The organism is Streptomyces sp. GLSS-08 (assembly GCF_056387915.1).
The window spans coordinates 103,916-127,865 of the sequence record NZ_JBWJAQ010000006.1; the positions used below are offsets into that span (position 1 = coordinate 103,916).

21 protein-coding genes are annotated in these 23,950 nt (G+C 73.2%); 4 read left to right on the top strand and 17 right to left on the bottom strand.

The window, feature by feature from the left end:
- Window positions 1–35 precede the first annotated feature (35 nt).
- The 3 genes from AC0ZLC_RS12610 to AC0ZLC_RS12620 all read right to left on the bottom strand — a co-directional run bounded on the left by AC0ZLC_RS12610 (window position 36) and on the right by AC0ZLC_RS12620 (window position 2,352).
- Entirely contained in the window at window positions 36–974 is a 939-nt protein-coding gene (locus AC0ZLC_RS12610; protein WP_476752013.1) for an aminoglycoside phosphotransferase family protein, read from the bottom strand.
- Window positions 975–1,670: 696 nt separating this feature from the next.
- Complete coding sequence (locus AC0ZLC_RS12615; protein WP_476752014.1) at window positions 1,671–1,877, bottom strand: hypothetical protein; 207 nt, start codon at window positions 1,875–1,877, stop codon at window positions 1,671–1,673.
- Between the two features lie 241 nt (window positions 1,878–2,118).
- Window positions 2,119–2,352 carry a hypothetical protein gene (locus AC0ZLC_RS12620; RefSeq protein WP_476752015.1) on the bottom strand — a complete coding sequence of 78 codons (234 nt, stop codon included), beginning with the start codon at window positions 2,350–2,352 and terminating at the stop codon, window positions 2,119–2,121.
- A 196-nt stretch (window positions 2,353–2,548) separates the two neighbouring features.
- Here AC0ZLC_RS12620 and AC0ZLC_RS12625 point away from each other — a divergent pair, with 196 nt between their 5' ends.
- A complete protein-coding gene (locus tag AC0ZLC_RS12625) occupies window positions 2,549–3,844 on the top strand; it encodes a serine/threonine-protein kinase (protein WP_476752252.1) in 1,296 nt (431 codons plus the stop codon).
- Window positions 3,845–3,903: 59 nt separating this feature from the next.
- Here AC0ZLC_RS12625 and AC0ZLC_RS12630 read toward each other — a convergent pair whose 3' ends face one another.
- The 8 genes from AC0ZLC_RS12630 to AC0ZLC_RS12665 all read right to left on the bottom strand — a co-directional run bounded on the left by AC0ZLC_RS12630 (window position 3,904) and on the right by AC0ZLC_RS12665 (window position 15,856).
- A complete protein-coding gene (locus AC0ZLC_RS12630; RefSeq protein WP_476752016.1) occupies window positions 3,904–4,722 on the bottom strand; it encodes a TrmH family RNA methyltransferase in 819 nt (272 codons plus the stop codon).
- A 77-nt stretch (window positions 4,723–4,799) separates the two neighbouring features.
- Window positions 4,800–6,092 carry a uroporphyrinogen-III C-methyltransferase gene (cobA, locus tag AC0ZLC_RS12635; protein WP_476752017.1) on the bottom strand — a complete coding sequence of 431 codons (1,293 nt, stop codon included), beginning with the start codon at window positions 6,090–6,092 and terminating at the stop codon, window positions 4,800–4,802.
- Between the two features lie 422 nt (window positions 6,093–6,514).
- Entirely contained in the window at window positions 6,515–10,669 is a 4,155-nt protein-coding gene (gene cobT, locus AC0ZLC_RS12640) for a nicotinate-nucleotide--dimethylbenzimidazole phosphoribosyltransferase (RefSeq protein WP_476752018.1), read from the bottom strand.
- 347 nt (window positions 10,670–11,016) lie between these two features.
- Entirely contained in the window at window positions 11,017–12,228 is a 1,212-nt protein-coding gene (gene cbiE / locus AC0ZLC_RS12645) for a precorrin-6y C5,15-methyltransferase (decarboxylating) subunit CbiE (RefSeq protein WP_476752019.1), read from the bottom strand.
- A 130-nt stretch (window positions 12,229–12,358) separates the two neighbouring features.
- Window positions 12,359–12,997, bottom strand: a complete 639-nt coding sequence (locus tag AC0ZLC_RS12650) for a GNAT family N-acetyltransferase (protein WP_476752020.1) — start codon at window positions 12,995–12,997, stop codon at window positions 12,359–12,361.
- A gap of 188 nt (window positions 12,998–13,185) precedes the next feature.
- A complete protein-coding gene (locus AC0ZLC_RS12655; RefSeq protein WP_476752021.1) occupies window positions 13,186–14,013 on the bottom strand; it encodes a MetQ/NlpA family ABC transporter substrate-binding protein in 828 nt (275 codons plus the stop codon).
- Window positions 14,014–14,072: 59 nt separating this feature from the next.
- Window positions 14,073–14,816, bottom strand: a complete 744-nt coding sequence (locus AC0ZLC_RS12660; protein WP_476752022.1) for a methionine ABC transporter permease — start codon at window positions 14,814–14,816, stop codon at window positions 14,073–14,075.
- Window positions 14,813–15,856: a methionine ABC transporter ATP-binding protein gene (locus AC0ZLC_RS12665; RefSeq protein WP_476752023.1), complete on the bottom strand. Its 1,044-nt coding sequence runs from the start codon at window positions 15,854–15,856 to the stop codon at window positions 14,813–14,815. Before AC0ZLC_RS12665 ends, AC0ZLC_RS12660 begins: the two co-directional genes overlap by 4 nt.
- Window positions 15,857–16,411: 555 nt before the next feature.
- Here AC0ZLC_RS12665 and AC0ZLC_RS12670 point away from each other — a divergent pair.
- Both AC0ZLC_RS12670 and AC0ZLC_RS12675 read left to right on the top strand, forming a co-directional pair.
- The gene (locus tag AC0ZLC_RS12670) at window positions 16,412–16,771 is read left to right on the top strand and encodes a hypothetical protein (RefSeq protein WP_476752024.1); all 360 of its coding nucleotides are present in this window, start codon (window positions 16,412–16,414) and stop codon (window positions 16,769–16,771) included.
- Between the two features lies 1 nt (window position 16,772).
- On the top strand, window positions 16,773–17,240 hold the full coding sequence (locus AC0ZLC_RS12675; RefSeq protein WP_476752025.1) for a hypothetical protein: 468 nt from the start codon (window positions 16,773–16,775) through the stop codon (window positions 17,238–17,240).
- Here AC0ZLC_RS12675 and AC0ZLC_RS12680 read toward each other — a convergent pair.
- The 3 genes from AC0ZLC_RS12680 to AC0ZLC_RS12690 all read right to left on the bottom strand — a co-directional run bounded on the left by AC0ZLC_RS12680 (window position 17,237) and on the right by AC0ZLC_RS12690 (window position 19,527).
- Window positions 17,237–17,740 carry a GNAT family N-acetyltransferase gene (locus AC0ZLC_RS12680; protein WP_476752026.1) on the bottom strand — a complete coding sequence of 168 codons (504 nt, stop codon included), beginning with the start codon at window positions 17,738–17,740 and terminating at the stop codon, window positions 17,237–17,239. The two genes, AC0ZLC_RS12675 and AC0ZLC_RS12680, sit on opposite strands and share 4 nt — an antisense overlap.
- Before the next feature lie 45 nt (window positions 17,741–17,785).
- Window positions 17,786–18,292 (bottom strand): RNA polymerase sigma factor, encoded by a 507-nt coding sequence (locus AC0ZLC_RS12685; protein ID WP_476752027.1) that lies wholly within the window; start codon window positions 18,290–18,292, stop codon window positions 17,786–17,788.
- Window positions 18,293–18,366: 74 nt separating this feature from the next.
- On the bottom strand, window positions 18,367–19,527 hold the full coding sequence (locus AC0ZLC_RS12690) for a glycerophosphodiester phosphodiesterase (RefSeq protein ID WP_476752028.1): 1,161 nt from the start codon (window positions 19,525–19,527) through the stop codon (window positions 18,367–18,369).
- A gap of 479 nt (window positions 19,528–20,006) precedes the next feature.
- Here AC0ZLC_RS12690 and AC0ZLC_RS12695 point away from each other — a divergent pair, with 479 nt between their 5' ends.
- Window positions 20,007–20,678 carry a lysophospholipid acyltransferase family protein gene (locus tag AC0ZLC_RS12695; protein ID WP_476752029.1) on the top strand — a complete coding sequence of 224 codons (672 nt, stop codon included), beginning with the start codon at window positions 20,007–20,009 and terminating at the stop codon, window positions 20,676–20,678.
- 84 nt (window positions 20,679–20,762) lie between these two features.
- Here the strand turns inward: AC0ZLC_RS12695 and AC0ZLC_RS12700 are convergent, their stop codons facing one another.
- The 3 genes from AC0ZLC_RS12700 to AC0ZLC_RS12710 form a co-directional block, all read right to left on the bottom strand.
- A complete protein-coding gene (locus AC0ZLC_RS12700; RefSeq protein ID WP_476752030.1) occupies window positions 20,763–22,289 on the bottom strand; it encodes an MFS transporter in 1,527 nt (508 codons plus the stop codon).
- Window positions 22,286–22,837, bottom strand: a complete 552-nt coding sequence (locus AC0ZLC_RS12705; protein ID WP_476752031.1) for a TetR/AcrR family transcriptional regulator — start codon at window positions 22,835–22,837, stop codon at window positions 22,286–22,288. The genes AC0ZLC_RS12700 and AC0ZLC_RS12705 overlap by 4 nt, the downstream gene beginning before the upstream one ends.
- A gap of 83 nt (window positions 22,838–22,920) precedes the next feature.
- Entirely contained in the window at window positions 22,921–23,892 is a 972-nt protein-coding gene (locus tag AC0ZLC_RS12710) for an aldo/keto reductase (RefSeq protein ID WP_476752253.1), read from the bottom strand.
- Window positions 23,893–23,950: the final 58 nt, after the last annotated feature.

The window sequence follows — 23,950 nt, forward strand, 5'->3', positions numbered from 1 at the left end:
GGACAGACACTGCCCGGCCTGCGGTCGGTTGCACCCTACTTCGCGTGATCACGTGCGGACTCCGGCGGGAGGGCGGCCATCCGGTCGCACGTGTCGACCACGGCCTGCTGGACCTCGTCGAGGGGGCGCCCTGCCGCCACGGACTTGGCGATCGCCAGCGCCGCGGTCTGCACGGTGAGCGCGCGGGCCGGCACGTCCAGCGCGGGCCAGGGGTCGCCCTCGGCGGGAACCGCCGGGCCACCGGCCTGCCGGTAGGCGGTCAGGAAGCGGGTCCACTCGTCGGGCGGCAGGAGACCGCACGCGTACCAGGCGGCCGGGCGGGCCAGGTCCCAGGCGGGCACGCCGTGGCCGAGGTCGTCGACGTCGATGAGCAGCCAGGGGCCGGTCGCCGCCGGGTGGCGCACGAGCTGGCCGAGGTGGACGTCGCCGTGGCAGAGCGCGCTGGGCGCGGCCGGCGTCGGGGCCTCGGCGCGGGCCCAGGGCGGCAGGCCGGCCCAGGCGCGCAGGACCGGTTCGGCGGCGGGGTGCGGGCCGGCCGCCGTGAGCCGGCCGATCGCACGGGCCGCCTTCGCCGGGCCGCGCATGGCGGGCAGTCCGGCCGGCACCGGCGTGCGGTGCAGCCGGGCCAGCAGGACGGCGGCCTCCTCCCAGGGGGCCGCCTCCGGAGTCTCCGGGTCGACCGGGGTGCCGTAGGGCCAGAAGGTCACGGGGCGGCCGTGCAGGGCGACGGGGGCCGGGCGCAGGGGCGGCAGCAGGACACCGGAGAGGCCGGGGTGCGCGGCGACGGCCAGGCGCCGGGAGAGCTCCCGGGGGTCCGTACCGGAGTCGTGGGCCTTGGCGACGGTGTCGCCGTGCCGCACGACGGTGCCGTCCGCCCGGTCGGCGAGGACGGCTTCGGTGTGTGCGCAGGCGGCGCCGGGGTGGGCCGCGCCGCGCGCCCGGGCGGTCAGGGCGGGCAGCACGTCTGCGGTCACGGTTCCCCCTCGGATACGTTCGGTTCGAAGTGAGCGTACGCAGGCGGCGGGCGGCTCGGGACGGGGTGGTGCGTCCCTGCGACGGCGGCCCCGTCACGGCGATGCGTCCCCACGGCGGTCGCTCCGGACACGGCGGCGCGTCCCCACGGCGGCAGCCCGGCACCGCGCTCGGTCTTCACGGCGGCAGCCGGTCGCGGCGGTTGCGTCCCCACGGCGACGGCCCCGTCACGACGGCGCGTCCCCCACAGCGGCAAACCGGGAACGGCGGTGCGCCCCCCACGGCGGCAGCCCGGCACCGCGCTCGGTCTTCAGGGCGGCAGCCGGTCGCGGCGGTTGCGTCCCCACGGCGACGGCCCCGTCACGACGGCGCGTCCCCCACGGCGGCAAACCGGCACCGCGATCGCTCTCCAGGGCGGCAGCCCGGTCACGGCCGTTGCGTCCCCACGGCGACAGCCAGGCACCGCGCTCGGTCTTCACGGCGGTTGCGTCCCCACGGCGACGGCGACGGCCCGTCACCGTGGTGCGTCGCCAGGGTGGCGGCCCCGTCCCTGGCGGCCGGTCGGGCGTGGGCATGGCAATGCCCGCGCAGCTCCCCAGCTGCGCGGGCATCTGTGCCGTCCGCCGCACCCCCGTCCCCACGGGGTTTCCTGGCCGGATGTCCCCGCCCGGACCGCTCTTCCGGGCCCGGGGCGCCGCTCAGCGCCCCAGCATCACGCCCACGGACGACGCTTGTGTGACCACTGCTTCCCAGCCGCCGAACACGACCACGAGCAGGGCCGCCAGGGGAAGGACCATCGCTGTCGCCACCAACGGGTGGCGACGGCCCGTGCTGCCGCCGAACGCGGCCGTGTACGCCTTGCGTCCCTGCGTGCGGATCGCTGTCCGCGGTGCCGTGTGGGCCATGGTCCCTCTCCTGACCGAGTTTCCGTAGTTCTTGACGGCGGCGGGTGTCTGACCTCGGGGGACGAGTACTGCACCCGCCGCTTGTCCTCAAATCTAGGGGCCCGGCGGGTGCCGGTCGTCATGCCCTCGTACCGATTGCCGGGCCTCCCGGAGGATGAGCGATGACCTGCGACGTACTCCCCTGGGTGGAGATGAGGTCCTAGGTCTCAGGGTCTTCCCGGAGGGGACGTCCGGTGTGTCCCTACTCTTCCGAGGTGTCCTGTCTCGGGATCGGCTGCTCGACGAGGGCCAGCACCCGATTGGCCATGAAGCGCGCCGTGCGCACCACTGATCCACTTCGGGTGACTTCGCTCACTTCCACGACACCCCGGCGCACCGCCGTCTCCACCCGGCGGCCCGCCCTGCTCGCCACCACCTCGTACGTACGCGTCGTGTCCCCGGCGTCCACGACTATCTCCACACGGTCACCCTTCATGGGCTCAATCCCCCTTCTGCGACGGATGGTTGGGACCCCAGGCGGCTCGAAGCGGGCCTGGCCGCGCGTTCCCTGACCACCTCTCAAGTCTCCCACCCGGCACTGACAATCGATCGGGTCGTGAGGGCGCGGCCTATGCACGCGCCCGGCCGTGGAAACGTAAGCTGTGGCTCGTCAAACGGACCGGGCAGCGGGGATGGACATGGCGATGATGCGCCTGAGGCGCGAGGACCCGCGTGTCGTCGGCTCGTTCAGGCTTCACCGACGGCTCGGCGCGGGCGGGATGGGCGTTGTCTACCTGGGCTCCGACCGGCGTGGCCAGCGGGTCGCACTCAAGGTGATCCGGCCCGACCTGGCGGAGGATCAGGAATTCCGGTCGCGGTTCGCGCGCGAGGTCTCGGCGGCCCGGCGGATCAGGGGCGGCTGCACGGCGAGGCTCGTCGCGGCCGATCTCGACGCGGAGCGGCCGTGGTTCGCCACGCAGTACGTTCCCGGGCCCTCGCTGCACGACAAGGTCGCCGAGGAGGGACCGCTGAGCGCCGCCGACGTGGCGGCCGTCGGCGCCGCCCTCTCCGAGGGGCTCGTCGCGGTGCACGAGGCCGGTGTCGTCCACCGCGACCTGAAGCCGTCCAACATCCTGCTGTCCCCGAAGGGCCCCCGGATCATCGACTTCGGGATCGCCTGGGCGACGGGTGCCTCCACCCTCACGCACGTCGGTACGGCGGTCGGGTCGCCGGGGTTCCTCGCGCCCGAGCAGGTGCGCGGCGCCGCCGTCACTCCGGCGACCGACGTCTTCTCCCTGGGTGCCACGCTCGCCTACGCGGCGACGGCCGACTCGCCCTTCGGGCACGGCAGTTCCGAGGTGATGCTGTACCGCGTGGTGCACGAGGAGGCCCAGCTGCACGGCGTTCCCGACGCGCTGGCCCCGCTCGTGCGGGCCTGCCTCGCGAAGGATCCCGAGGAGCGCCCTAGCACGCTGCAACTGTCGTTGCGCCTCAAGGAGATCGCGGCCCGGGAGGGGCAGGGACTCGCGGACGTACGGCCGCCCGCCCCGCGCACGGACCCGGACCGGCCGAGCGGCCGGCTCGCCGAGCAGTACGCCGAGCAGCGCACCCAGCGCCGCCCGCAGGGCACACAGGGGTCACGGGGCACCTCCCAGCCCCGCACGGGCGGCGGCTCGCGGTCGGGTTCGCGCCCTACGCCCTCGCGCGACACGACGCGCTCCGGCAGGCGGCCCGCTCCCCGCAGCGGCGCGGGCCGGCCGGGCCCGCGTACCACCGGCACCGGCCGGCGGCCCGCCAATCCGCGGCTCCTGCGGCAGCGGCTCTTCGTGTTCGTCGTGGTGACACTGCTGGTGGCGCTGGGCATCGCGGTGGCCCAGGGCTGCCAGGGTCCGGCGCGGGGGCTCGGGGACGGGGGCGCCCGCACGGACGTACGCCACGAGCTGTCGTACGTGCCGCCGGACGGCGGACACCGGATCGCCCCGCGGTAGCGGGACGCGCGTCGGGCAGGACGCCGGACTCCGGCGGGGCGCATCGGCCGGCGGGACGCTCAGGCAGGCGGGCGGCCCGTCGCCACGGCGTAGAAGGCGACCGCCGCCGCCGCGCCGACGTTGAGCGAGTCGACACCGTGGGCCATCGGGATGCGCACCCACTCGTCGGCGGCGACCAGTGCCCGGGTGGACAGGCCGTCGCCCTCCGCGCCGAGCATCAAAGCGACCCGGTCCATCCTGTGCGGCGCGGTCTCGTCGAGGGTCTTGGCCTTCTCGTCGGGGGTGAGCGCGAGGAGGGCGAAGCCCGCCTCGCGCACCGACTCCAGGCTCCGCGGCCAGGAGTCGAGCCGGGCGTACGGCACGGAGAAGACGGCGCCCATGGAGACCTTCACCGAACGCCGGTACAGCGGGTCCGCGCAGTCCGGGGAGAGCAGCACCGCGTCCATGCCGAGGGCCGCCGCCGAACGGAAGATCGCACCGATGTTGGTGTGGTCGTTGACCGACTCCATGACGACGACCCGGCGGGCCGACCGCAGCAGGTCGTCCGCCGTCGGCAGCGGTCTGCGCTGCATGGAGGCGAGGGCGCCGCGGTGCACGTGGTAGCCGGTGACCTGCTCGGCGAGCTCCGGGCTGACCGCGTACACCGGGGCCGGCAGCTCGTCGATGACGTCGCGCATGACGTCGACCCACTTGGCGGAGAGCAGCATCGAGCGCATCTCGTAGCCGGCGTCCTTGGCGCGTCTGATGACCTTCTCGCCCTCGGCGATGAACAGGCCCTCGGCCGGTTCGCGCTTGCGGCGCAGCTCCACGTCGGTCAGGCCCGTGTAGTCACGCAGACGCGGGTCGTCGGGGTCCTCAACGGTGATGAGATCGGCCACAGGGTGATACTGCCTTGTCCTGGGTGCGGTGCCAACGGCTCGGAACGGGTGGGTTACCCGGGGTTACGTGGAGCGTGCTACTCGGGGAGCGCGGTGGCCGGGGAGTCGGACGGCCCGGAGGGCACCGCTCCGAAGAGGTCCGTGAGCAGCCCCGCGCCCGCGTTCACGACCTCCCCGACGACGATGACCGCCGGGGGCCTGACGTCCTCGGTGCGTACGGTCTCTTCGACCGTCGCGAGGGTCGCGTCGACCCGGCGCTGGGCGGCCGTCGTGCCTTCCTGCACCAGGGCGACCGGGGTGTCGGCGGATTTGCCGTTGTCCATGAGCGTGCGGGCGATGGCGCCGATCTTGTCCACGCCCATCAGGACGACCAGCGTGCCGCGCAGCTTGGCCAGCGCCGCCCAGTCGACCAGGGAACGTTCGTCGTCGGGGGCCACGTGACCGCTGACCACCGTGAACTCGTGGGCGACCCCGCGGTGCGTGACCGGGATGCCCGCGGCGCCCGGGACCGAGATCGAACTGGAGATGCCCGGGACGATCGTGCACGGGATGCCCGCTTCGGCGAGCGCCTGGGCCTCCTCCATGCCGCGGCCGAAGACGAAGGGATCGCCGCCCTTGAGCCGGACGACCGCCTTGCCCTGCCTGGCGTGCTCGATCAGCGCGTTGTTGATGGCCTCCTGGGCCATGAACCGGCCGTACGGGATCTTCGCCGCGTCGATCACCTCGACGTGCGGGGGGAGTTCGGCGAGCAGGTCGCGCGGGCCGAGGCGGTCGGCGATGACCACGTCGGCCTCGGCGAGGAGCCGGCGGCCGCGCACCGTGATCAGGTCGGGGTCGCCGGGGCCGCCGCCGACGAGGGCGACGCCCTGGGCACGCTTGCGGTGGTGGGGCGCCACGAGGGTGCCGTCGCGCAGGCCTTCGACGACGGCGTCACGGATGGCGGCGGTGTGCCGGGGGTCGCGGCCCCGCGCGTCGGTCGTCAGCACGGCGACCGTGACGCCCTCGCTGTGGCCGGTGGCCGGGGTCCAGGCGGTGGCGGCGTCGGCGTCGTCGGAGCGGACGCACCAGACGCGGTGCCGCTCGGCCTCCGCGGAGGCACGCACGTTCGCCGCGGTGTCGCTGGTGGCGATCAGTGCGTACCAGGCGTCGGTGAGGTCACCGTCCTCGTACGGCCGCCGCGTCCAGCTGATCTCGCCCGCGTCCGCCATCGCCTCGACGGAGGGAGTGGCCTGCGGTGACACGAGGTGGACGTCCGCGCCGGCAGCGATCAGGGCGGGCAGGCGGCGCTGGGCCACCTGGCCGCCGCCGAGGACGACGACGCGGCGGCCGGCGAGGCGGAGGCCTACGGGGTAGGCGGGGTGTTCGGCCATGGCAGGTCGGCTCCTTGCGGGGCGGTGCGAGACGGGCCCCCTGCGCCTTCGGAGCGGGCCTGACGTGCGGATTTTAAGCTGCGGGTCCGTGTGGTGGCGCGGGCGGGTGCGGATTTCCTCCCCGCGCCCGGGCCCGCCCGAAACCGGGCGGTGTCCGGGCGGGGCTGAGGACCGGGGCCGTGTTCCAGGGTGCCGCCCGAAACCGGGCGGTGTCTGGGCTTGGCTGAGGACCGGGGCGGTGTCCGAGGGCGCCGTCCGGTGCCGGGGCGGCATCCCGGGGGTGCCGCCCCGGTGCCGGGTCGGCGTCCAGGTGCCGAGTCGGCAGCGGATCGGTGTCCGCGGGCGCCGAAGCCGGCTCCGGGCGGTCGTGTCCTGCCCGTACCGCCTTACGAGGGGCAGGACAGGGCACGGCGGTCGCGGTGCTACTTCTCGGTCACCCCGGCGGAGTCGAACGTCGCCACTTCGTGCATCGCCCGCGCCGCGCTCTGCACCACGGGCAGCGCCAGGAGCGCGCCCGTGCCCTCCCCGAGCCGCAGGTCGAGGTCGACCAGGGGACGCAGGCCCAGCTTGTTCAGGGCTGCCACATGGCCGGGTTCGGCGCTGCGGTGGCCCGCGATGCAGGCGGCGAGCACCTCGGGGGCGATCGCGCGCGCCACCAGGGCGGCGGCGCCGGCACTGACCCCGTCCAGGATCACCGGCGTGCGCAGGGAGGCGCCGCCCAGCAGCAGGCCGACCATGGCGGCGTGCTCGAATCCGCCGATCGCGGCGAGGACGCCGACGGGGTCGGCCGCATCCGGCCGGTGCAGCTCCAGGGCGCGGCGGACGACCTCGGTCTTGCGGGCCAGGGTCTCGTCGTTGATGCCCGTGCCGCGACCGGTCACCTCACCGGGGTCGGCGCCCGTGAAGACCGAGATCAGGGCCGCCGACGCGGTGGTGTTGGCGATGCCCATCTCGCCGGTGAGGAGCGCCTTGTTGCCGGCCGCCACGAGGTCGCGGGCGGTCTCGATGCCCACCTCGATGGCCGCCCTGGCCTCCTCGCGGGTCATCGCGGGACCTGTGGTCATGTCGGACGTGCCGGCCCGGATCTTGCGCGGCAGCAGCCCCGGGGTCGCCGGCAGGTCGGAGGCGACACCCACGTCGATGACGCAGACCTCGGCGCCCACCTGGTTGGCGAAGGCGTTGCACACCGCGCCGCCGCCCAGGAAGTTCGCCACCATCTGGGCGGTGACCTCCTGCGGCCAGGGAGTGACGCCCTGGGCGTGCACACCGTGGTCCCCGGCGAAGATCGCGACGGCCGCGGGCTCCGGGATGGGCGGCGGGCACTGGCGGGACAGTCCCGACAGCTGCGCGGAGATGATCTCCAGCATGCCGAGTGCGCCGGCCGGCTTCGTCATCCGCTTCTGGCGCTCCCAGGCCTCGCCGAGCGCCTTGGCGTCGAGGGGGCGGATGTTGGTGACGGTCTCCGCGAGCAGGTCGTGCGGCTCCTCGCCGGGCAGCGCGCGACGGCCGTACGTCTCCTCGTGGACGACCCACGACAGCGGGCGGCGCTTGGACCAGCCGGCCTGCATCAGCTCGGGCTCGTCGGGGAACTCGTCGACGTAGCCGACGCAGAGGTAGGCGACGACCTCCAGGTGCTCGGGCAGCCCGAGGGCGCGGACCATCTCACGCTCGTCGAAGAAGCTGACCCAGCCGACGCCGAGGCCCTCGGCGCGCGCGGCGAGCCAGAGGTTCTCGACGGCGAGCGCCGAGGAGTACGGGGCCATCTGCGGCTGCGTGTGGCGGCCCAGAGTGTGGCGGCCGCCGCGGGTCGGGTCGGCGGTGACGACGATGTTCACCGGGGTGTCGAGGATGGCCTCGATCTTCAGTTCCTTGAACTGCTTCGCCCGGCCCTTGGGCAGCGACTTCGCGTACGCCTCGCGCTGACGCGCCGCGAGTTCGTGCATCGAGCGGCGGGTCTCGCCGGAGCGGATCACCACGAAGTCCCACGGCTGCGAATGGCCGACGCTCGGCGCGGTGTGGGCGGCCTCGAGGACGCGCAGCAGCACGTCGTGCGGGATCGGGTCGCTGCGGAAGCCGTTGCGGATGTCGCGGCGCTCGCGCATCACGCGCAGCACGGCCTCGCGCTCGGCGTCGTCGTAACCGGGCGCGGCGGGGCCGGTGGACTCCCTCACGTCTTCCACTGCGGCCGTGCTCTCTTCCTGGTCGGCGCCCTGGGTGTCCAGGTCGTCCGCCTGCTGTGCGACTACGACTTCCGGGTCCGCGGCGGGCGGCTCCGGTACGGGGGATGCCTCGGCCCCGCGCGGGGCGGGCACGGCGGCGTCGGGTTCCTCGGCCGCCGCGAGGGCGGTGGCGGGCTCCGCTTCGTCCGTCGGCTCGGGGGCCGGAACCGGGGCAGGTGCCTCCGCGACCGGCTCGGCCGCCAAGGGTTCCGCCACCGGTGCTTCGGCTACGACGGGCCCGGCCGCCAGGGGCTGGTCCGCCTCGGCTTCGGCCGGTTCCTCGGTGAGCCGGGGCTCCTCGGTCGGTGCCGAGGCGGGTGCGGTCGTCGGCGGAGCGACAGGTGCCGGCTCCGGGTCGGGGACCGGGGCGGTCTGCTGCTCCTGCGGTGGCAGGGGTGGCACCGTCATGGCGTGCGGGGGTGTCGGGGCCAGATGCGGCGTCGTCGGCACCGAGCCCTCGACGGGGACGAACTCACCGACGGGCCGGTTCGCGTGCCGGCCCACGCTCTGCTCCCGGTGGACCGCGGCGGGCGCAGGCTCCGGGAACGCGACCGTTTCGTCCGGCAGGACCTCGCCCCGCGCGTGACCGGCCAGGGCCTGACCCAGGACGGCGTGGGGCGCGCCGACGCCCACCGGGACGGCGTGCGGCTGTTCCGCGACGGGTTCGGGGATCTGCTGGACGTACGGCGCCGCGGGTTCGGACGCGGCGGAACCCGGTGCGACGTCCGCGACCGGCTCGGCGTGCGCCGCGTCGACCGCGGGCACGGGGTCCGTCCCGGCCGACGGCTGCGGTGCCTCCACGGGCTGCGGGTCGGCGGGCCCGGCGTCGACGAACGGGGCGGCGGACTCCGTGTCCGGGGCACCGGCGTCCGGCAGCACGGCCCCGGTGGGCGGAGCGGCCCCCGTGCCGGCCGCGTCCGCCTCCGGCGCTGCCGGTTCGGTGGTCCGCGGCCGTGCGGGGGGCGCGATCCGGGGCTCGTACGCGTACGAGGCGTCGTGCGGGTTCAGGAAGCCCTGCGGATCCGGGAGGGGCTGGAGGTCCGGGGCCGCCTGAAGGGCCGCGGCGGGCTGAAGGTCCGGCGCCGGGAGGGGGTGCGCGGACTCGGCCTCCTCCCCCTCGGGGCCGGACGGCTCGGCAACGGCGGGTCCGTGAAGGTCGGCCTGCGCCTGCTGCGGCGGCTGCCCGGTCTCGAAGTCGGTCACGTGCCCGGTGTGCGGGTCCGGTGAGCCGTCGAGGGTCTGCGGGATCAGCGGTGCGTCCGGGTCCCGCGGGGCGGGCGACCCGTCGGCGAGGACGGCACCGTCCAGGGCCTGCTGGTGCAGATAGTTCTCCGGCGCGAGTGCCGCGTCACCGGCAGGCACGGCTCCGGTCTCGGGTGCAGGTACGGCGTCGGGGATCCCCGACGTGTCGGTGCCTGCGGGCGCGTCGATGCCTTCCGGCGCGTCGATGCTTTGCGGCGTCTCGATGCTTTGCGGCGCTTCGGGCACTGGGGCCTCGTCCGGAGCGGGCTCGGCGAGCGCGAGCGCGGACTCGGCGGGTGCGGGCTCGGCGGGTGCGGCCTGCGCAGCGGGCGCGGCCTGGGGCACCTCGGTGCCGTCCGGGGCCTGCACGGCTTCGGTGTCGTCCTGGGCTTGGGCGGCTTCAGTGCCGTCCGGGGCCTGGGCGGCTTCTGCGGTCTCCGAGGGCGGTGCGGTTTCCGGCTCCGGGGACGCGTCCGCGACCTGCGCCGGTTCCGGGGCGGGCCCGGCCTCCGCGGTCGGTGCCGCCTCCGGGACGACCGTTTCTGCGGGGATCCCCCCGGTGGCCGGCTGCGGGGCGGCACCCCAGGGCGCGCCCTGCTGCGGGACGTCCCCGAGCTGCGGGACGTCGGGGTACTCGGGCCCGTTGGCCGGCGGGCCGGCCTGGCGTACGGGCGCGGGGGCGGCAGGCGCACCCGCCGGGCCGCGGTCCGCGAGCGAGCGCACGGGGCTGGACGAGCCGTCCGGGGTGGGCGGACCGAGATGCAGGGGACGGCGGGGCGGCGCCGGCTGGGACGCCGGAGCGGCGGCCGTCCGGACACCGCCGAGATCGACCGAGCCGCTGTCCCGGCCGCCCGTCTCGTGCGGACCGGGCTCGTGCGCGGCCTGCGGGACGAACAGCGGGTGCGGCTCGGGGGCGAGGGGCATCGGGGCGGGCGGTGCCACCTCGTTGCCCCACGCTCCCTGTGCGCCCGGCATGAGAAGCAGATCGTCGTCCTCGGCGGGGGCGCCGGAGGGGTCGAGGTAGGTGTACGCACCGAGCGAGGAGACGCCCGGCTGCTCCACCACGCCCGCGTTCTCAGGCAGTCCCTCGCCCGGGACCTGGCCGGTGTCGGTCATGCGTACCCCTCGCCCATCGGTTAGTGCTCCTACGACCAGCTCGCCCGGAACGGCGCACCGACCGCCCCCCCGCAGAGAAGAACGAGCGTGCGTGCCCAGCGGCACGAACGACCCGCCCGCAAAGGAGACAAAGCCATTAACTGGCATTGTCGCGGTCGTCCCGCCGTCGCGACAGCTTGATCCGCGACGGTCCACTGTGGACTGCGCCACGTTGCGCGTCCTCCGGCCGACGCCGTACCACACCCGACCCAAAAGGGGCGCGTTTTCCGGACATTGGCCGACGAAGCGCCGGGCACAAGTGCGGTACCACGATCGGCCAGCCTACCGCGCGCGGTACGACAAGCGGATCACGGGGCGCGATCGGGCAGACGCCCGGTGAGCAGGAACGCAACGCTCCGCTCCCTCTCCGTCCAGGCCCGCGTGTCGAGGTCGACGGCCTGGAGAAGGGCGCACTCGACCTGGTAGCCGTGCTCGCCGAGGTCCCGGCCGATGAGTTCGGCGGCGTCACGGGTCGCCGCGTGGGTCACGATGCGCTGCGGTCGGCGGTCGGCGACGGCGGAGACCACCGCCGCTCCCCCGCCGCCGACACGGACGACGTCGGGTTCGGGGAGGTTCTCCAGGACGTGCGGGGCGGTGCCGGGCACGATCTGCACCTGGACGCCGAAGACGCGGGCCGATTCGTCGGTGCGCGCGCAGGCCGCCGGGTTCCGGTCGACCGCGATGACCGCGGCGCCGGTGCGGGCGGCCTCGGTGGCGAAGGCGCCGCTGCCGGAGCCGATGTCCCACACCAGGTCACCGATGCGCGGCCCGAGCCGGGCGAGTTGCGCGGCGCGCAGCAGATCCGTCTCGCCCTCGCCGAGCACACCGCCGTACGCCGTCGCCGGCAGCGCCCAGCCGCGCGGGCCCGCGCCCGGCTCGCGTCCGGCGATCCAGCCGCCGCCCTCGGCCGCGGCCACGAAGCCGCCGATGACGATGACGACGTTGGGATCGCGCCAGGTGTGGTCGGCGGCCTTGTCGGAGGTGACGACGCTGATCTGCTCGCGGCCGGTGCCGAGCTCCTCGCAGATGACAAAGGTGCGGTGGACTCCTTCGAGGAGCAGACCGAGTTCCGCGGGGCCTGCGCCGGGTGAGGTGAGGACCGCGACCTTGGTGTGGGCACGGCATACGTTGACGGCGCGTCGCAGCGAGCGAGGGTGTGCCACGACCACGTGGGCGTCGTCCCAGGGCATTCCGGCGCGGGCGAAGGCGGTGGCCACGGAGGACACGGCGGGGACGACCTCGACCTCGAGACCGAACTCGGGAGCGCGCAGGGTGCGCACGACTCCGAAGAAGCCGGGGTCCCCGTCGGCGAGGACGACGGCGGTACCGCGGTGGTTGGCGATGCGGCGGGCGGCCAGGGCGACGCTGCCGAGGCGGACGCGCTCTGCGGTCGCTGGCACTTCGGGGAGTTCGAGGTGGTGGCCGGCGCCCGCCACCAGCGTGGCGGCACTGAGAGCGGATTGCGCCGCGGCGGTCAGCGGCGAGCCGTCCCAGCCGATCACCGTGACCCGGTCGGCCATCGTCGTCAGTCTCCAGGTGGTTTTCGCAGCGTGTCGGGGGGACTGCCCGCGCACGGGCTCCGTGAGGGTACCCGGTGGACCTGGGCGGTGCGGCGACGGCCCCCGCCACGGTGGGAGCGGTCCCGCGGTTTCAGTTCCAGTCGGAGTACGACGTGAAGCCGGTCGTCTCGGCGAGTTCCTCGGCGACGCCGTCGAGGTCCTCGGGCAGCAGGCTCCACACGATGAAGTCGGTGCGCAGGTCGGCCCACGTGCCGTCCTCGGTGCGGGTGCGCGCTATGCAGGCGTTGCGCAGGACGCCCTCGCTGATGCAGCCGATCTTCTGGGCGACCTGCTGGGAGGCCGTGTTGTCGGCGGCCGTGCGCAGCTCGATGCGCTCGAACTCCTGGTCGCGGAACAGCCATTGGGCGGTGGCGAGGGCGGCTTCGGACGCGTAGCCCTCGCCGCGGGCCCAGGGAGCGATGATGTACGACAGTTCGGTGGAGCGAACGTGCCAGTTCGTCCTGCCGAGTTGGACGATGCCGACCAGCCGCTGGGTGAGGAACTCCGCGACGGCCAGGTCGAGTCCGCGGCCCGCCGCGCGTTCGGCGGGCGCGTACTCGGCGATCCAGCGGCGGGCGCCGTCCTCGGTGAAGGGCTGCGGTACGGAGGTCCAGGCGGCGACCAGTTCGTCGTTCATCATCTCGGCCAGGGCCGGGACGTCGTCCTCTTCGAGCGGGCGCAGCACCAACCGCTCCGTGCTGATGGAGATGCCGGGGAAGGTGCTCGTCATGCGCCGCTCCGTAACCTTCGGAAGCTGTCGGGCCGTCGGATGTCGTCGGGCCTGCTGAACTGCCCAGCATGCAGCATGGAAGCACCGAACCGCATCACGGGGTCCACTCCCGGTGAAGAGCGGACCCCGTGGGGTGACCGGCGGGCCCGGCCGGGGGCAACCGGCCGGGAGCGGCCCCGTGTCGGAGATCAGAAGGACGGCAGGACGGACCCGGCGTACTTGTCCTCGATGAACTTCTTCACCTCGGGCGACGTGAGGAGCTTGGCGAGCTTCTTCACGCGCGGGTCGTCCTCGTTGCCCTTCTTCACGGCCAGGAAGTTGCCGTAGGGGTTGTTCTTGGCCGACTCCAGGACGAGGGCGTCGTCGGCCGGCTTGAGATCGGACTCGATGGCGTAGTTGCCGTTGATCACCGCGGCGTCGACGTCGTCCAGGGAGCGGGGCGTCTGGGCGGCCTCGAGCTCCTTGAACTTCAGGTTCTTCGGGTTCTTGACGATGTCGCCGGGGGTCGCCTCGTTGCCCACACCCTTCTTGAGAGTGATGATCCCGTTGTCGTCGAGGAGCTTGAGCGCCCGCGCCTCGTTGACCGTGTCGTTCGGGACGGCGACCGTCGCGCCGCTCTTGAGTTCGTCGGCCTTCTTGACCTTGTGCGAGTACAGGCCGAGCGGCTCCAGGTGCACCGTGACGACGGGCACGATGTGGGTGCCCTTCTTCTTGTTGAAGTCGTCGAGGTAGGGCTGGTTCTGGAAGTAGTTGGCGCCCACGGACCCGTCCTCGGTCGCCGTGTTCGGCGTGACGTAGTCGGTGAACTCCTTGACCTCGAGGTCGAGTCCCGCCTTCTTCGCCAGGTTGTCCTTGACGTAGGTGAGGATCTCGGCGTGCGGGGTGGGGCTCGCGGCGACGATCAGCGGGCCGCTGGTGTCGGAGGCGGAGTCCTTGTCCGAGCCGCAGGCGCTGAGGCCGAGGGTGAGGGCTCCGGCGGCGAGGACGGCGGTGGTGATCTTGGCGGTGTTACGCACGAAAAGTGCCTTTCCTTATGGGTGAAGCGGCCCCGTCTGGGTGGGACGGGGAGTCCGGGTCAGCTCTTCCTGACGGCGTCGGTCGCGACCGTGCCGGGGAAGATGCCGCTGAAGGGGCGGAAGAGCAGCAGGGTGCCGGTCCTGGCACCCCTGCGGTGCAGGGCGCGCGCGGCGAAGTCGCCGCCGAACTGGAGGAAGGAGATGGCGACGGCCAGCACCGCCACGGTGATCCACATCAGGCCGGTCTCGAAGCGCTGGTAGCCGTACCGGATGGCGATGTCGCCGAGTCCGCCCGCGCCGACCGTGCCCGCCATGGCGGAGTAGCCGATGAGCGCGACGACCGTCGTGGTGGCGCCGGAGATCAGCGACGGAAGGGCCTCGGGCACGAGGACGCTGCGTACTGTCTTCCAGGTGCTGCCGCCCATCGACTGCACGGCCTCGACCAGTCCGTTGTCGACTTCGCGGACGGACATCTCGACGAGCCGCGCGTAGAACGGGATCGCGCCGACGGCGAGCGGCACGATCGCCGCGTCCCGGCCGATGGTCGTCCCGGTGATCGTGCGGGTGAAGGTCATCAGGGCGACCATCAGGATGATGAACGGCATCGAGCGGGCGATGTTCACGACCTGCCCGATCACCTTGTTGGCCACGACGTTCTGCAGCAGTCCCCCGCGGTCGGTGAGGACGAGCAGGAGGCCGAGCGGCAGGCCGCCGACGATCGCGATGAGCGTGGACCAGCCGACCATGTAGAGCGTGTCCCAACACGCCTGGGTCAGCAGTGGCTGCATCTCCGACCAGGTCACTTGGCACCTTCCTTAGCGAGCGCGGACTGCTGGGCCGCCTGGCCGACGAGGTCGATCTGCAGGCCCCGCTCCCGCAGGAATCCGATCGGCACGACGTTCTCCTCGTAGGGGCCGGGCAGTTCGATGCGCATCCGGCCGACCTGCTTGCCCGCGACGGTGTCCATCGCGGCGCCGAGGATCGATATGTCGATGTTGTAGGTGCGCGAGAGCTGGGAGATGACGGGCCGGGTGGCGGCCTCGCCGTGGAAGGTGACGTCGATGACGGTGCGGTCGTCGGCGGAGGCGTCGCCGCTCACCGGGAAGAGGGCCGCGGCCATCTCGGAGCCGGGGGTCGCGAGCAGCTCGGTGACCGTGCCGGACTCGACGATGCGGCCGTTCTGCATGAGGGCGGCCGAGTCGCAGACGGTCTTGACGACGTCCATCTCGTGGGTGATGAGCAGGACGGTCAGGCCCAGCTGCCGGTTCAGGTCACGCAGGAGCCGGAGGATGGACCGGGTGGTCTCGGGGTCGAGGGCGCTGGTGGCCTCGTCGGAGAGCAGCACCTTGGGGTCGCCGGCCAGGGCGCGGGCGATGCCGACGCGCTGCTTCTGTCCGCCGGAGAGCTGCGCCGGGTAGGCCTTCGCCTTGTCGGAGAGGCCGACCAGGTCGAGCAGGTCGAGCGCCTTGCGGGAGCGCTCCTTGCCCGAGATGCCGAGGATCTCCAGGGGCAGTTCGACGTTGTCCTGCACGGTGCGCGAGGACAGCAGGTTGAAGTGCTGGAACACCATGCCGATGTGGCTGCGTGCCCTGCGGAGCTCCCGGCCGGCGCGCGGGCCGCGGCCGGCGAGGGCGGTGAGGTCCTGTCCGGCGACGGTCACGGTGCCGGCGGTGGGGCGCTCCAGGAGGTTGACGCAGCGGATGAGGGAGGACTTGCCGGCGCCGGACTGGCCGATGACGCCGTACACCTCGCCTTCGCGTACGTGCAGATCGACGCCGTCGAGGGCGGTCACCTCACGGCCGCGCGAGCGGTAGACCTTGGTCAGGCCCGTTGTCGTGATCACTGGGTTTCCGTCACTGTCGAGTGCAGGGCGTGGGTGTGCCCCGGCACGGGTGCATGCGGTCGGGAACGCGGCACGGTTCTCGCGAGGGGCGGTCGAACCGGGGAGAACGTGTGCGCGGGGGCCGGCTCGGTCACGCAGGAGCTACGGACACGGCACAGCCGTCTCGCTTCGGGGCGCGAGGCTCAGGGGTGGTGCGGGGGCCCTCAGAAGGCGCACATTCGACACATACAACGAGCACCGGGCGTCGTGGTCGCCTCGGTCGCAAGGATGCGGCTGCTCGTCGTGGTCATGCGATCAGTAAAGCAGACGTATGCCCGGGGACCCGCACCGCTGTCCGAATAGCGGACAGCCGTGGACGCCGGGCGCACCCGAGGGCGCGCGCTCCGCCCACGCGACCAGTGCGGACGGGACGGACGGCCCGCGGCGGCGAGCCCGAGCCGGCCCGCGTGGGGCACGGCTGTGGCCAACGCCACGGAGCCCTGCCGGGCTCCCGCCCTCCCGTGGCACGCCGGGGGCGGGGGCATCGGACCATTTGGCCCGTAATAGGGTCGCGGCATGCTTGATGCCCTGACGGTCGCGACCGCCGTCGCCGCACTCCTGCTCGCCGCCTGGTGCGGCTGGGCCGCCTACCGCGATCAGCCCACCAAGGACTGGCACTTCATCGGCATGGCCGTGGTGTCGCTGCTCGCCCTGGTGCAGCTGGTCGTCGGCATCGTCCAGCTGTCGCGGGGCCAGAAGCCGGAACAGGGCACGACGATCTTCGTGGCGTATCTGCTGGGCGCCGTCGCGTGCGTCCCCGCCGCGGGGTTCATGTCGCTGGCCGAGCGCACCCGCTGGGGCTCGATCACGGTCGCGGCCGGCGGCGCGGTCCTCGCCGTGCTCGAAGTGCGGCTCTACGACATCTGGGGAGGCTGAGATGCCGGCCGCCGACGAGAACGGGAACGTGCCCCCGGCACAGGCGCCGGCCGGGCGGAAGCGGGTCCGGCTCATCCGCGGGCCCGGCATGCTGCTGGTCTGGCTGTACGGCGTGATGGTGGTCGGGGCGGTGTCGCGTTCCGCGGTGCAGATCTCGACGGAGTTCGACAAGGCCCCGCTCGCCTACTCGCTGTCCGCCGTCGCGGGTCTGGTGTACGGCTTCATCACGTACTCGCTCGTCCGGGGCGGCGAGACGGCCCGCCGGGCGGCGCTGGTGTGCTGCGCCGCCGAGCTCGCGGGCGTGCTGATCGTCGGGACCTGGACGCTCGTGGAGCCGTCCGCCTTCCCCGACGCCACGGTGTGGTCGGACTACGGGATGGGCTACCTGTTCATCCCGGTGCTGCTGCCGCTGACGGCGATGTACTGGCTCCGCAGGGCCCGCCCGGCAGCGGCCGCAGACAGGCCCTAGGCGCTGGCGGCGAAGGCGCTCGCGTCGGCGTCCTTCGCCAGGGTGATGAGGGTGAGGCGCTCGTCGACGCGCCTCGTGGAGACCGGGGCGTAGCCGTGCTTGCGGTACAGGCGCAGGTTGTGCTCGCTGCGGTGACCGGTGAACAGCTGGTAGGACTTGGCGGCGCCGTCCGCGCCCAGCCGGGTCTCGATGGCGGAGAGCAGGCGGCCGCCCAGGCCGTGGCGCTGCATGCGCGGGTGGACGATGAGCTTGCCGATGCGTGCCGTCCCGTCGGCGTCGACGGTGCCGCGCACCGAGGCCACCACCTCGTCCCCGAGCCGGGCCACCAGCACCGCGCCCCGGGCCAGTTCGGCCCTGAGCGAGTCCAGCGACTGGGTGAGGGGTTCGATGCGGTAGTCGCCGTACAGCTCGGCCTCGCTCTGGTAGCAGAGGTACTGCAACTTCAGGATCTGTTCGGCTTCCTGGTCGGTCGCCCCCGAGATGGTCACGCTCATGCCCATGTGTGCATGCCTCCCGCTCACCTGTTTACCGGTTGTCCCCCACTCCTATCCCCGTGCTTCGTGGGCCGCAACCTCCGGGGAGAGCAATCGACGCAGACATCCCAGGCATCTGGAACGTTCCGGTCCCAGGCTCCCCTGTGAGATACCCAACTCGCCTGCGATCTCCCGGTAGGTCAGGTCCCGGGGGGAGAGCAGCGCCGCCATGAGGCGGGGGCAGCGGCCGGGCAGCCGCCGGACGGCGTCGTGGAGGGCGCGGTGCCGGGCCGCGCTGAGGGCGTGCTGTTCCGGGCCGGGCCGCTGGTCGGCCACGGGTTCGGCTCCGTACGACCTCTCGAAGCGGGCCGTGCGGCGGCTGCGGCGGGCCTCGGAGCGCACGGCGCGGCGCAGCCAGCCCTGCGGGTCGGCGGGCGCCCCGTCCGTGTCGAGGCGCTCCAGGAGGCGCACCCAGACCGCCTGTTCGAGGTCGCCCGGCTCCGCTCCGGTCGCGTGTGCCTCGGCCGAGGCCTCCGCGGCGAGCAGCGGGCGCAGCGTGGCAACCATCTCGTGTGTCATGTGCGGCACGACGCGGCCGCCCCGGCGCGAGGTTGCCGGGGCGGCCGGGTGTCACCCCATCCGGGGTGGGGCGGTCATCCGTTGACGAAGTCCTCGCGGGCGAGGAGTGCGGTGTCCGGGTTGTCGGAGAAGACGCCGTCGATGCCGGTCTCGAAGTACGTCCGGAAGGCGCCGAAGGCGTCGCCGTAGGCGTTCGGGTCGGTGCCCTTGCGGAAGTTCGCCGGCAGGAAGGTGTTCTCGTTGCGCATCGTGTACGGGTGCAGGATCAGGCCCGCCGCGTGCGCGTCGCGGACGAGCGTGGTCGGCGTGGTGAGGTTGCCGCTCGCGTCCTTCGGGATGATCAGGTCGAGCGTGGGCCCGATGCCCTGCGCGTACGACGCGATCTCCGTCAGGCCCTCGGGCTTGACCAGGTCGGCGACCGTGCGCGGGTCGCCCGTGTCGACGAAGTCCCAGGGGCGGCTGCCGGCGCCGGACAGGAGCACGGCGAGCGGGTTGCCGACGAGCTTGTTCATCCGCTGGATGCTGGTCGGCTCGAAGGACTGGATGATCACCGGCGAGTTCTTCCTGTCCTTGCCGTGCTTGCGCAGCAGCCTGGCGAGCCGTTCCTCGGTGCCGAGGCCCAGCTTGCGGAAGTAGGTGGGGTGCTTGAGCTCGGGGTAGATCCAGACCTGCTTGCCGCGCTTGCGGGTCTGCTCGTCCTGCCAGCGGAGCACCTCCTCGAAGGTGGGGATGTCCCAGCGGCCGTTGTAGAGGGTGTTGCGCTGCCGGGTGCCGGGGATGCGTTCGACCGCGCGGAGCGTCTTCAGCTCGGCGAGCGTGAAGTCCTCGGTGAACCAGCCGGTGGTGGTGACCCCGTCGAGGCTCTTGGTGGTCCTGCGGTCGGCGAACTCGGGGTGCGCCGAGACGTCGGTGGTGCCGCCGATCTCCGGCTCGTGGCGGCACACGAGGTGTCCGTCCTTGGTGGGCACCAGGTCCCCGGCCTCGACGACGTCCGCCCCGAGGTCGAGGGCCAGCTCGTACGAGCCGAAGGTGTGTTCCGGCCGGTAGCCGCTGGCCCCCCGGTGTCCGATGACGGTCGGTCTGGGCAGGTTCCGGTAGCCGCCTCCGTGCCGTTCGCCGGCTGTCGCCGTGCCGGGCAGCCCGAGGACGGCCCCGCCCGCTCCGAGCACCGCCGCGCCGAGCAGTGCCCGTCGCGCCGTGCCCCGCTCCTGCTCGTCCGATTCCTGCGTCCCCATGAGCACTCCTCCGCCGTACCGCGCTGCACCTGTTCGAAGCGGGACGATCGTAGGTGCCCGCGGGTGACGGGAGGGAGACCTCGGACGGAACACGTGGGTGGCTCCGGATGTCCTGCGGGGTGCGTGAGTTGACGGTTCGCCGGGTTGGGGACCCCGGGCACGGGTACCCGGTCGGTGGTCGCCCCGGCCGTCCTGGTCGCGTGGGGTGGCCGAGTCCCGGGGTCCGGTGGGGCCGGCGGCGGCGGGTGTCACGACGGGGAGTCCCGCGCTTCCCGGGCCGCCCGGCGGGCGGCGACTCGCGCGACGTCCGTCACATGTTTTTCCCGCCCGGAGACCCTTCCCGGGGCGCCACCCGCAGGTAAACGTGCGTCAACACCGCGTATCCGTTCGGTGAACCCGATGTGCAATCACCGGGCGGCCGCGAGTATCGTCCTCACCTGCACATACTTCATACCGATCCCTTGACACAGGAGGGCCCGTTGTCCCGCTTCGTGCTCATCAAGGCAGTGCTCGGACCGATCATGCGCCTGATGTTCCGCCCACGGGTGGAGGGCGTGGAGCACATCCCCGGCGACGGTCCCGTCATCCTGGCCGGCAACCACCTCACGTTCATCGACTCGATGATCCTTCCGCTGGTCTGCGACCGGCAGGTGCTGTTCATCGGCAAGGACGAGTACGTCACCGGCAAGGGCTTCAAGGGCCGGCTGATGGCCTGGTTCTTCACCGGCGTCGGCATGATCCCGGTCGACCGGGACGGCGCCAACGGCGGCGTCGCGGCGCTGATGACCGGCCGCCGCGTCCTGGAGGAGGGCAAGGTCTTCGGCATCTACCCCGAGGGCACCCGCTCCCCCGACGGCCGTCTCTACCGCGGCCGCACCGGCATCGCCCGGCTGACCCTGATGACCGGCGCTCCCGTAGTCCCGTTCGCGATGATCGGCACCGACAAGCTGCAGCCCGGCGGCGCCGGCATCCCGCGTCCCGGCCGTGTCACGGTCCGCTTCGGCGAGGCGATGGAGTTCTCCCGGTACGAGGGCATGGACCGCGACCGCTATGTGCTGCGGGCGGTGACCGACTCGGTGATGACCGAGGTCATGCGCCTCTCGGGCCAGGAGTACGTCGACATGTACGCCACGAAGGCGAAGGCCGCGTAGCCGCTCGGGGCATGAAGGGGGCCGCACCCGCCGGACGGCGGGTGCGGCCCCCTTCATCATGCGTGCCAAAGATGCGCCGCGGCCCTACGGCGTGCTCTCCAACCGCTGGCCGCGCAGCAGGAACCAGGCAGCCGCCGCGGCGGCGAGCAGCACCGCGGCGCCCACACCCGCAGCGAGGGTCAGTCCCTCGACGAAGGCGCCGCGGGCGGCCGACAGCATCGTCTCGGCGGTGCCGGCCGGCAGTTTTGCCGCCGCCTCGGCGGCGCCGCCGAGGGATTCGCGTGCCTCGGCCGGGGTGCCCGCGGGACCGCTGAAGTCCCGGTAGACACCCGTCACGATCGAGCCGAGCACGGCGATACCGAGGGCGGCGCCGAGTTCGTACGCCGTCTCGGAGACCGCGGACGCGGCGCCCGCCTGTTCCTTGGGCACGGTGGAGAGGATCACGTCGGCGGTGACGGTGAACGAGAAGCCCGCGCCGACGCCGACGACCAGGAGTGCCGCGCCGATCAGCGGATAGCCGGTGGACTCGGTCAGCAGGGTGAGGGCCGCGAGTGCCAGCCCCACCGCGGCGAGGCCGCCGGAGACGACGGCGCGCACCGAGAACCGCCGCGCGACCGTGCCGGCGACCAGGCCCGCCGCCACCGCGCCGGCCGCGGCCGGGACTTCGGCGAGGCCCGCCTCGAACGGCGCCCTGCCCTGGACGAGTTGCAGGTACTGGGAGAGGAAGAAGACCAGCCCGGACAGGCCGAGGATCGTCAGCAGGTCGGCGAGGACGGCTCCGGAGAATCCGCGGTGCCGGAAGAGTCGCATGTCCAGCAGTGGTGCGGGCAGCGTGAGTTGGCGGCGTACGAACCGGAACAGGGCGACGGCGCCGAGCAGGCCCACGACCGCCGGCTGCCAGGTGAACCCGTGCGTGGCCGCTTCCTTGACCGCGTACACGATGCCGATCATGCCGACCAGCGACAGGAGGACGCTGGCGAGGTCCCAGGGGCCCGGGTCCGGGTTGCGCGACTCGGGCAGCAGCCTGCTGCCGACGAGGACGAGCACGATCATCACGGGCAGGTTGATGAGGAAGACCGAACCCCACCAGAAGTGCTCCAGCAGGAAACCGCCGACCACCGGCCCGACCGCCGTGCCCGCGGAGGCGGTGGCGCCCCAGATGCCGACGGCGAGGCTGCGTTCGCGCGGGTCGTGGAAGAGGTTGCGGATCAGGGCGAGGGTGGCGGGCATCAGGGTGGCGCCCGCGACACCGAGCAGTGCCCGCGCGACGATCAGCAGCTCCGGTGTCGTCGCGTAGGCGTTGAGCACGGATATCGCGCCGAACGCCGTGGCGCCGACGAGCAGCAGCTTCTTCCGTCCGATGCGGTCGCCGAGGCTGCCCATGGAGACGAGCAGGCCGGCGATGACGAACGAGTAGACGTCGCCGATCCAGAGCAGCTGGGTGCCGGAGGGCTGGAGGTCCTCGCTGATGTAGGGCGTGGCGAGGCCGAGGACGGTCGCGTCGACGGCCACCAGCAGCACAGCGAGGACGAGGACGGAGAGGGCGAGCCAGCGCCCGGGGCGCCGTCCCACCTCCTCCGCCGCGACGGCCTGCTGTTCGGTGCTGGTCATGGTTCCACTCTCCGTAGTGCGCCGCCGAGCAACAGCTCGACGATCATGAATTGGAAGTCGTTGGCGGCCACCCGGCCGTCCATCACGGCCCAGGCACCGGATCCGACGAGCCCGTAGAGGGCCTCGGTGAGCCAGGCGGGGGTCAGGTCGATGCGGAACTCGCCGCTGTCCTGGCCGCGCCGGAACAGCGCGGCGATCCTGGCGTCGAGCCGGGCCCAGCCCTCGTGCTGGGCGTCGCCCTCGAACAGCTGGTTCTCGGTGACCAGGAAGGCCAGCAGTCCCGCCACCGGCTCGATCTCCTTCACCAGCCGGCGTACGGCGTCGCTCGCGGGCCCCTCGTCCAGGCGGGCCGCGTCCAGCGCGGACTCGCACTCCCGGATGCCGAGGTCTTCGAGGGCGCGGACGAGGGCGTACCGCCCGGCGAACTGGCGGTGCAGCGTGGCCCGGCTGATCCCGGCCGCCCTGGCGACCTCGTCCATGGTGGCGGTGGCTTTGCGGGTCAGCAGGGCGGCGGCGCTGCGGAGTACGTGCTCACGGTCGACGGCCATGAGACAAGAATAGGCCATGTGAGACATCTTTGTCTCATCAGAGGCATGTGAAGCTCACCGCATGGCGGGCGGTGAGCGGGGGCTCAGTGCCAGGGCAGCTGTCCGCGCCGCTCCCAGTAGGCCCGGGGGTCCTCGGCGAGGGCGTCCAGGCGGGCGAGCCGGTCCTCGTCGAGGTCGACGACGGCCGCGTGCAGGTTGGAGGCGAGCTGGTCGCTGGTGGCCGCGCCCGACAGGACGACCCCGGCCCAGGGCCGGTGCAGCACCAGGGCTAGGGCGACCGCGTCGGCGGTCAGGCCCGTCTCCCGGGCGATGTCCCGCAGCACGCCCGGCGCGTGCGGCGCGGCCAGCCGGCCGTTGGCCATGCCTTCCTTGACGATCACGGTGAGTCCGGCCGCGTGCGCCTCGGCGAGCGCGGGCCCGGCCGACGTCTCCAGCACGTTGTATGTGGCCTGGACGGTGCGGAAGAGGGGCTCACCGCCGACCGTCACGGTGAGCGCGGTGCGGATGGCGTCGGCCTGCGCGGGCCCGCTGGTCGAGAAGCCGGCCGAGACGCCCTGTGCCGCGGCGTCGGCGAGCCTGGCGTGGAGTTCCTTGTCGGTGAGGGCCGGGCTGTCCGGGGTCACCGAGTGGATCTGGTAGAGGTCGAGGCGGTCGCCGAGCAGCTCGGCACTCTCCGCGCGCTGCCTCTCGTACGTGGCGAGGCCGTGGTCCTTGATCTCGTGCGCGTCGGCGTCGGTGCGCCAGTCGGCCGTGTAGGTGTAGCCCCACTTGCTGCCGACGACGACGTCGTCGGCGTCGGGGCGCCCTCGCAGCCAGCCGGCCAGGAACTCCTCGGAGCGGCCGTAGGAGCGGGCCACGTCGAAGTAGCGCACGCCCTGCGCGTACGCGGCGTCGAGGAGCTCGTGGGTGCGCTCACGCAGGGCGTCGACACTGCGCTCCGCCGGCAGGTCGCGGTCCCGGCCGAGGTTGATGTAGCCGGGGCGGCCGACGGCGGCGAGGCCCAGGCCGAGGTGGGCGGTGGGCGTGGTCGCCGAGGCGAGTCGGGCGAAGGGCATCGCGGGCTCCATGGGGTCGGCTCCTTGATCGGCTCCGGCCAACGTAACCCGCGACGCC

Excerpts from the sequence above, each read along its gene's own strand:
- AC0ZLC_RS12710 (WP_476752253.1), bottom strand. The coding sequence starts at position 23,892 with ATGCCCTTCGCCCGACTCGCCTCGGCGACCACGCCCACCGCCCACCTC.
- cbiE (WP_476752019.1), bottom strand. The coding sequence starts at position 12,228 with ATGGCCGACCGGGTCACGGTGATCGGCTGGGACGGCTCGCCGCTGACC.
- AC0ZLC_RS12615 (WP_476752014.1), bottom strand. The coding sequence starts at position 1,877 with ATGGCCCACACGGCACCGCGGACAGCGATCCGCACGCAGGGACGCAAG.
- AC0ZLC_RS12705 (WP_476752031.1), bottom strand. The coding sequence starts at position 22,837 with ATGGCCGTCGACCGTGAGCACGTACTCCGCAGCGCCGCCGCCCTGCTG.
- AC0ZLC_RS12690 (WP_476752028.1), bottom strand. The coding sequence starts at position 19,527 with ATGGGGACGCAGGAATCGGACGAGCAGGAGCGGGGCACGGCGCGACGG.
- AC0ZLC_RS12700 (WP_476752030.1), bottom strand. The coding sequence starts at position 22,289 with ATGACCAGCACCGAACAGCAGGCCGTCGCGGCGGAGGAGGTGGGACGG.
- AC0ZLC_RS12685 (WP_476752027.1), bottom strand. The coding sequence starts at position 18,292 with ATGACACACGAGATGGTTGCCACGCTGCGCCCGCTGCTCGCCGCGGAG.
- AC0ZLC_RS12625 (WP_476752252.1), top strand. The coding sequence starts at position 2,549 with ATGGACATGGCGATGATGCGCCTGAGGCGCGAGGACCCGCGTGTCGTC.
- cobA (WP_476752017.1), bottom strand. The coding sequence starts at position 6,092 with ATGGCCGAACACCCCGCCTACCCCGTAGGCCTCCGCCTCGCCGGCCGC.
- AC0ZLC_RS12670 (WP_476752024.1), top strand. The coding sequence starts at position 16,412 with ATGCTTGATGCCCTGACGGTCGCGACCGCCGTCGCCGCACTCCTGCTC.
- cobT (WP_476752018.1), bottom strand. The coding sequence starts at position 10,669 with ATGACCGACACCGGCCAGGTCCCGGGCGAGGGACTGCCTGAGAACGCG.
- AC0ZLC_RS12620 (WP_476752015.1), bottom strand. The coding sequence starts at position 2,352 with ATGAAGGGTGACCGTGTGGAGATAGTCGTGGACGCCGGGGACACGACG.
- AC0ZLC_RS12650 (WP_476752020.1), bottom strand. The coding sequence starts at position 12,997 with ATGACGAGCACCTTCCCCGGCATCTCCATCAGCACGGAGCGGTTGGTG.
- AC0ZLC_RS12675 (WP_476752025.1), top strand. The coding sequence starts at position 16,773 with ATGCCGGCCGCCGACGAGAACGGGAACGTGCCCCCGGCACAGGCGCCG.
- AC0ZLC_RS12680 (WP_476752026.1), bottom strand. The coding sequence starts at position 17,740 with ATGGGCATGAGCGTGACCATCTCGGGGGCGACCGACCAGGAAGCCGAA.